This is a genomic window from Terribacillus aidingensis (assembly GCF_900215625.1).
GTDB lineage: Bacteria > Bacillota > Bacilli > Bacillales > Amphibacillaceae > Terribacillus > Terribacillus aidingensis.
In genome coordinates this window covers 1,004,856-1,011,788 of record NZ_OBEK01000002.1, presented here as the reverse complement: position 1 = coordinate 1,011,788, position 6,933 = coordinate 1,004,856, and the positions used below count along the sequence as shown (strand labels likewise).

Here is a 6,933-nt window from a genome sequence, read left to right as displayed (position 1 = left end):
CAATGGCGAAAGATCCAATTATCTTTGCAATGGCAAATCCTGATCCGGAAATTTTGCCAAGCGATGCGAAAGAAGCAGGCGCTCGTGTTATTGGTACTGGCCGTTCTGACTTCCCGAACCAGGTGAATAACGTATTGGCCTTCCCTGGAATCTTCCGCGGTGCATTAGATGTACGCGCAACTGGTATTAACGAAGAAATGAAAATTGCCGCCGCCAAAGCGATTGCTGAGCTAATTGACGAAAGCGATTTGAACGAAGACTACGTAATTCCAGCTCCATTCGATCCGCGCGTTGCTCCAGCTGTTGCCAAAGCCGTAGCGAAAGCAGCAATGGACACTGGTGTAAACCGGATTACGGTTGATCCAGAAGAAGTGGCAGAGAAAACGCGTCAGCTTACACTTATCGACGAAGATTGAAACCAAACCTGCTAAGGAAGATGTTTCCATTGTTGGAAGTTGTCCTCCTGACGCAGGTTATATGTTTTTACATAGTGGAAATATACGCGCACTTATAACAAAATGATGGTACAATAAATAGTTAGATGCGTTTGTTCAAAAGGAGGAATTACCTTGCTTAAAGATTTTTTTAGCAAGAAGAAACATGCTTCCAAGCCTAGTGAAGAGGCGAAGCAGGATATTCCTGAGGGACTCATGCTCAAATGCTCGAGTTGTGGGAAAATCTACTACCGAGAAGAGATGAGAAAGCAATTGTATGTGTGCCAAAAATGTGGACACCATCACCAATTGCCCTCTGACGAGCGAATTAATAGCTTGTTTGATGAAGGTTCGTTCTTGGAATATGACACAAATTTAGAAACGGGTAATCCGCTTGAATTTCCGAGTTATTCACAAAAGCTTGAAAAAGACCAGCTTAAGACGGAATTGAAAGAGGCAGTTGTGACTGGAGAAGGCACAATCAATGGTTTCCGCACAGCATTCGCTGTCATGGATTCTCGTTTCCGAATGGCAAGTATGGGATCCGTTGTAGGAGAGAAGATCGCGCGTGCGTTGGAAAAAGCTCGCGAGGAGAACATCCCATTTATTATCTTCACAGCTTCTGGCGGTGCCAGAATGCAAGAAGGTGCGCTAAGCTTGATGCAGATGGCGAAAACATCAGCAGCAGTTCAGCGTTTCCGAGATGCGGGCGGATTAATGATTTCTGTTATGACAAACCCGACATATGGCGGAGTATCTGCAAGTTTTGCTTCTTTAGGCGATTATAATTTTGCCGAGCCAGGTGCATTGATTGGTTTTGCCGGCCGACGAGTTGTCGAAGAGACGATTCGTGAAAAGCTGCCGGAGGATTTCCAGACAGCAGAGTTCCTGTTGGAGCATGGTCAGCTTGATGCTGTCATCAATCGCCATGATATGAAGAAATACCTGACTACTATCCTCGATATTCACCAAGCAGGAGGAAACGTATCATGAGACAAGTACTGGAATTCGAGAAGCCGGTTATTGCCCTGCGTGAAAAGATTGCTGAGCTGAAAAAATTCACAACGGACAGTGACTTGGATCTGTCTGAAGAGATTGTAAAATTGGAAACACGACTGGAGAAGCTTGAGAATGATATTTACACAAATCTTAAGCCTTGGGATCGTGTTCAGATGGCACGGCATGCAGACCGCCCGACAACGCTTGATTATATTGAACACTTATTTACGGACTTCCTGGAATTTCACGGCGACCGTTATTACGGGGATGATGCAGCGATTGTTGCTGGTATCGCCAAGTACAAAGGTCAGCCTGTAACGGTTGTCGGTCATCAGCGAGGAAAATCGACGAAAGAAAATATTCGCCGTAATTTCGGGATGCCGCATCCAGAAGGTTTCCGTAAAGCAGCACGTCACATGCAGCAAGCAGCCAAATTCGGCCGCCCTATCATTTGCTTTATTGACACAAAAGGAGCATTTCCCGGCCGGGCAGCAGAAGAGCGCGGACAAAGTGAAGCAATTGCCCGCAATCTAATGGAGATGGCTGGTTTTGAAGTGCCGATCATCTGCATCGTTATTGGAGAAGGGGGAAGCGGTGGCGCACTAGCGTTAGGAGTTGGAGACCGCCTGCTTATGCTGGAGAATTCTACATTCTCTGTTATCTCCCCTGAAGGAGCCGCTTCTATTCTCTGGAAAGATGGCGGAAAAGCAAAAGAAGCTGCAGAAAAACTTAAAATTACAGCACAAGATTTGAAAGAATTAGGTGTTATTGATAATATCATTCCTGAAGTTCGCGGCGGTGCTCATCGAGATCTCGCATCACAGGCTGAGCTAGTCGATCGCGCCATCACAGACAATCTTGCACAGCTGGAAAAAATGGACAAGCAAGTATTACTAGAAAAAAGATGGGAAAAATATAGTAATATCGGTGCTTACACAGAATAGATCACTTAATAGATTCTCTGCATTTTCCGCTTCTGTAAACGATTTACATAGGATTTTTGCAGATTTTCGACGCTCACTTTTTTTAATAAGAAAATTATATGTTTTTATTTGATAATTAGTTGGATAAGGATTATCTTTGAGAGGGTACAAAAGTTCTATAATCGAAATTGTGTAGAGGTGAGTGCATGAAAAAGATAGGTGTTCTAACAAGCGGCGGAGACTCTCCGGGTATGAATGCAGCAATTCGCTCCGTAGTCAGAAAAGCTATTTATCATGATTTAGAAGTTTACGGTATATACAACGGTTATCAAGGGTTGATTGATGGAAATATCAAACAGCTGGATCTTGGTTCTGTCGGTGATATCATCCAGCGAGGCGGGACTGTGCTTCATACTGCGCGCTGTTTAGAGTTTAAAACCGATGAAGGACAGGAAAAGGGAATTGAACAGCTGAAACGTTTCGGTATCGAAGGATTAGTAGTAATCGGCGGCGATGGTTCGTTCCGCGGGGCTGAAAAGCTGACACAAAAAGGTTATCCTTGTATCGGTGTTCCTGGAACAATTGATAACGATATACCTGGTACCGACTTTACCATCGGCTTTGATACAGCACTTAATACTGTGATTGAAGCGATTGATAAAGTGCGCGATACGGCTACTAGTCATGAGCGTACCTATGTTGTTGAGGTGATGGGCCGCCATGCAGGAGATATTGCCCTCTGGGCAGGACTTGCTGATGGTGCGGAAAGTATCCTTATTCCGGAACAGCCGACTGACTTCAACGACGTCATTGACCGTTTAAAGCGCGGTCAAGAACGCGGAAAGAAACATAGTATCATCATCGTTGCGGAAGGAGTCGGAAGCGGCTTCGAATTCGGCAAACGTATTGAAGAAGCAACAAATATGGATACGCGTGTAACAATCCTGGGACATGTGCAAAGGGGCGGGTCGCCTACTGCAAATGATCGCGTGCTAGCCAGTCGTTTAGGCGGTAAAGCAGTCGATCTCTTGCTGGAGGGCAAATCCGGGCGCATGGTAGGAATCCAGAACAATAAGCTTGTCGACCATGACATACTTGATATTCTGGATCAAAAACACGAAATCGACTTGGATATGTACAAGCTATCCCAAGAGTTATCTATCTAATAGATGTTGCACTACTGAAGGAGGATTCTCATAATGAGAAAAACAAAAATCGTATGTACAATCGGACCAGCGTCTGAGTCCGTAGAAACACTAGTCCAGCTAATTGAGTCAGGCATGAATGTTGCCCGCCTTAATTTCTCCCACGGGGATTATGAAGAGCATGGTGCTCGTATCAAGAATATCCGCGAAGCAGCAAGCCGTGCCGGCAGAACAGTCGGTCTCCTGCTGGATACAAAAGGTCCGGAGATCCGTACAGGTATTCTGCAAAATGGCGAAGCAGATATTGAAAAAGGTGACGAGATCTTCGTCAGCATGAATGAAATGGAAGGGACAAAAGAAAGATTTTCTGTCACTTATCCAGGCCTGATCAATGATGTGCACGTCGGCTCTAAGTTCCTGCTGGATGATGGTTTAATTGAGCTGGAAGTTTTGGACATCGATAAAGCGAATAATGAAATTAAAACAAAGGCATTGAACTCTGGTTTGTTGAAAAACAAAAAAGGCGTGAATGTGCCGGGTGTCAGTGTAAACTTGCCAGGTATTACTGACAAAGATGCAAATGACATTCAGTTCGGTATCGAACAAGGAATTGATTTCATCGCTGCTTCCTTCGTTAGACGCCCATCTGACGTTTTGGAAATCCGTGAATTGCTTGAGAAAAATGAAGCTGGTCATATTCAAATCATTCCAAAAATCGAAAACCAAGAAGGTTTCGATAACCTGCAAGCGATTTTGCAGGTAAGTGATGGCTTAATGGTTGCACGTGGAGACCTGGGTGTTGAAATCCCGGCTGAAGATGTACCATTGGCTCAAAAAGAAATGATCAAACAATGTAATATTGCAGGTAAACCTGTTATTACAGCTACACAAATGCTGGATAGCATGCAGCGCAACCCTCGTCCGACAAGAGCAGAAGCGTCCGATGTTGCGAATGCCATTTTTGATGGTACAGATGCAATCATGCTTTCTGGTGAAACGGCAGCTGGTAACTATCCAGTTGAAGCAGTGCGTACAATGAACAATATCGCGAAAAAAGCAGAAACAGCACTTGATCACAAAGCGATTCTTGATAAGAATTCTAAAGCAAGTGATATGACGATTACTGACGCAATCAGCCAGTCTGTCGGTCATACGGCAATTAATTTGAATGTGAGTGCAATTGTAACGGCTACTTCCAGCGGCTACACAGCTAAAATGATTTCAAAGTATCGTCCGAAACAGCCAATTGTTGCTGTTACATTTGATGAATCTACGAATCGTAAGCTTGCGCTTGTTTGGGGTGTGGAAGCTATCACAGGAGAGCGCGTAGAATCAACAGATGATATGCTTGATCTTGCAGTTGACACTGGCCTTTCTACTGGTCTGTTCAAGCGCGGCGACCGAATCATCATTTCTGCAGGTGTTCCAGTCGGAGAAACTGGTACAACGAACTTGATGAAGGTTCATGTAATTGGTGATATCCTTGCAAAAGGACAAGGCATCGGCAAAGGCAGTGTGTACGGTAAAGCGGTAGTTGCTAAAAATGCGGAAGAAGCACTGCAGGAGCTTCAAGAGGGCGATATCCTTGTAACATACGGTACGGATAAAGACATGATGCCTGCAATCGAAAAAGCGGGCGGCCTGATTGTAGAAGAAGGCGGCTTGACTTCCCATGCGGCAGTTGTAGGACTTAGCCTTGGTATCCCAGTTGTTGTAGGAGTTGCAGAAGCGACTTCTAAAATCAGCAGCGGTGCCTACGTAACAGTAGATGCAGCCAAAGGTGACATTTACGACGGACATGCCAGCGTCTTGTAAAAAAGAAGGTTGAAGGAAGGAGAGGGGAATGAGTCCCTTCTCCTTTTTTTGTCTGGCAAGACGGCTGTGGTAAACTGTTATTAATCTAAATGATGATGGAGCGTTGTATATGAAAAAAACGTTATTGTTTCTTTTTATTTTGTTTCCGGCGCTTGAGGTTACTGTTTTTATCTGGACAGGGGCGGAAATCGGGTTTCTGTGGCTGTTTCTTTTAATTGCGCTAACAGGCGTGCTTGGAGTGGCTTTAGCTCGGCGTGAAGGTCTGCAGACTTACAGGAGAGCACGAGAGCAAATGCAGAACGGACAGCCCCCGACGGATGAACTGTTAAACGGTTTGTGTATATTAATTGGCGGCTTTCTGTTATTGCTGCCTGGCTTTATTAGCGACGTATTAGGCTTGTTGTTTTTGCTCCCATTCAGCCGCAGGAAACTGCGCTACTGGGTGCAAGCATTGTTAATGCGGCTGATAGCGAAAAATACCATTCGTGTTTACCGCCGTTAAATCTGTTTGCCATATTTCACATAGTTCCATAAAAGATGCAGCACACCTGTCTGATGCAGGGTATGCAGGATTACAAGCAGCACGGGTCCGGCCAGCAAGCCGATAAAGCCGAGCAATTGGAAACCTGCAAAAACAGCAATTAACGTAGCTAATGGATTCAGTCCAATCTGAACAGAAAGCAGGTTCGGCTCCATAAGCTGCCGCTGAAGCACAATGACAAGGTAAAGGACAGCTAGTCCTATTGTCACGGAGAATTTTCCGGTTAGGAAACTATATAAAATCCAGGGAACAAAGACGATACCTGTGCCCATATACGGTACGATATCAACGAGTGCGATGAAGAAGGCAGTAGCAAAAGGATGCTCAATCCGAAGCACAGCAAAGCCTATGCACATGATGAGGAACGTAAGGCTCAGCAGCAATGCTTGTGCCTTGAGAAATCCGATGCATGCTTTCTTTAATCCCTCGCCAACTTGTTCTGCAGAAGTCAGCAGCATAACGGGGAGAACACGTTCCAAAAAACGACTGATTTTCTCCCAGTCTTTACATAAGAAAAAGGTGCCAAGTAAAGCAAACACACACACGCTGATATAGAGCGGCGCCTTACTAAGAAGTAAAGGAACAGCTTCTAAGGCTGCTTGAATTCCTTCCCCGAGCGTAACAGATAAATGCTGGGCGACAGCTTGCAGGTTTTCATCGAGTGCATCTTGCTGACTGGAATCCAGTTCCTGCTGAAAGGACATGAGCCGTTCATAATAGGGCATTACATATTGTTCCGACAGCTTCTGAATATAGCTTACAAAATCTGTGAAATGTGCAGGAACTGTCTTGGCTAAATAAGTGGCGCCTTGTGCAATTTCTGTAACAGCTAATGCTAACCCGCCGAGACAGATTCCTAAAAATATCAATAGAATAAGAACAACAGCTGCCGTCCGATTTAATACTGTCTTATTCTCTAATAGACGGATAAGCGGATTTATTAGTATCGCTAGAAAGAATGAAATGATAAATGGATAAACATAAGGCGCAGCAAGCAAAATGAATGCAATACAGCCGACGATAGAGCCGAGGACGATACACATTCGCAGCAGCTGATGGAGCAGCGTCATCTGCAT

Annotated in this window: 6 protein-coding genes and 1 pseudogene; 6 read left to right on the top strand and 1 reads right to left on the bottom strand. The window is 44.8% G+C overall.

The window, feature by feature from the left end:
* The 6 genes and pseudogenes from ystJ to CRO17_RS10470 all read left to right on the top strand — a co-directional run.
* Positions 1-416: pseudogene (gene ystJ, locus CRO17_RS10495) on the top strand (NADP-dependent malic enzyme); the annotation flags it as partial.
* A gap of 153 nt (positions 417-569) precedes the next feature.
* Positions 570-1,427 carry an acetyl-CoA carboxylase, carboxyltransferase subunit beta gene (gene accD / locus CRO17_RS10490; protein WP_097041897.1) on the top strand — a complete coding sequence of 286 codons (858 nt, stop codon included), beginning with the start codon at positions 570-572 and terminating at the stop codon, positions 1,425-1,427.
* Entirely contained in the window at positions 1,424-2,377 is a 954-nt protein-coding gene (gene accA / locus CRO17_RS10485) for an acetyl-CoA carboxylase carboxyl transferase subunit alpha (protein WP_097041895.1), read from the top strand. Before accD ends, accA begins: the two co-directional genes overlap by 4 nt.
* A 185-nt stretch (positions 2,378-2,562) precedes the next feature.
* Positions 2,563-3,522 carry a 6-phosphofructokinase gene (gene pfkA / locus CRO17_RS10480; protein ID WP_097041893.1) on the top strand — a complete coding sequence of 320 codons (960 nt, stop codon included), beginning with the start codon at positions 2,563-2,565 and terminating at the stop codon, positions 3,520-3,522.
* 33 nt (positions 3,523-3,555) lie between these two features.
* Complete coding sequence (pyk, locus tag CRO17_RS10475) at positions 3,556-5,316, top strand: pyruvate kinase (RefSeq protein WP_097041891.1); 1,761 nt, start codon at positions 3,556-3,558, stop codon at positions 5,314-5,316.
* Between the two features lie 109 nt (positions 5,317-5,425).
* Positions 5,426-5,818 carry an FxsA family protein gene (locus tag CRO17_RS10470; protein ID WP_097041889.1) on the top strand — a complete coding sequence of 131 codons (393 nt, stop codon included), beginning with the start codon at positions 5,426-5,428 and terminating at the stop codon, positions 5,816-5,818.
* Here the strand turns inward: CRO17_RS10470 and ytvI are convergent.
* Positions 5,815-6,933 carry a sporulation integral membrane protein YtvI gene (ytvI, locus tag CRO17_RS10465; protein WP_097041887.1) on the bottom strand — a complete coding sequence of 373 codons (1,119 nt, stop codon included), beginning with the start codon at positions 6,931-6,933 and terminating at the stop codon, positions 5,815-5,817. The genes CRO17_RS10470 and ytvI overlap by 4 nt on opposite strands.

Coding starts and splice junctions, on each gene's coding strand:
- accA (WP_097041895.1), top strand. CDS start 1,424: ATGAGACAAGTACTGGAATTCGAGAAGCCGGTTATTGCCCTGCGTGAA.
- pfkA (WP_097041893.1), top strand. CDS start 2,563: ATGAAAAAGATAGGTGTTCTAACAAGCGGCGGAGACTCTCCGGGTATG.
- pyk (WP_097041891.1), top strand. CDS start 3,556: ATGAGAAAAACAAAAATCGTATGTACAATCGGACCAGCGTCTGAGTCC.
- CRO17_RS10470 (WP_097041889.1), top strand. CDS start 5,426: ATGAAAAAAACGTTATTGTTTCTTTTTATTTTGTTTCCGGCGCTTGAG.
- ytvI (WP_097041887.1), bottom strand. CDS start 6,933: ATGCAGATGACGCTGCTCCATCAGCTGCTGCGAATGTGTATCGTCCTC.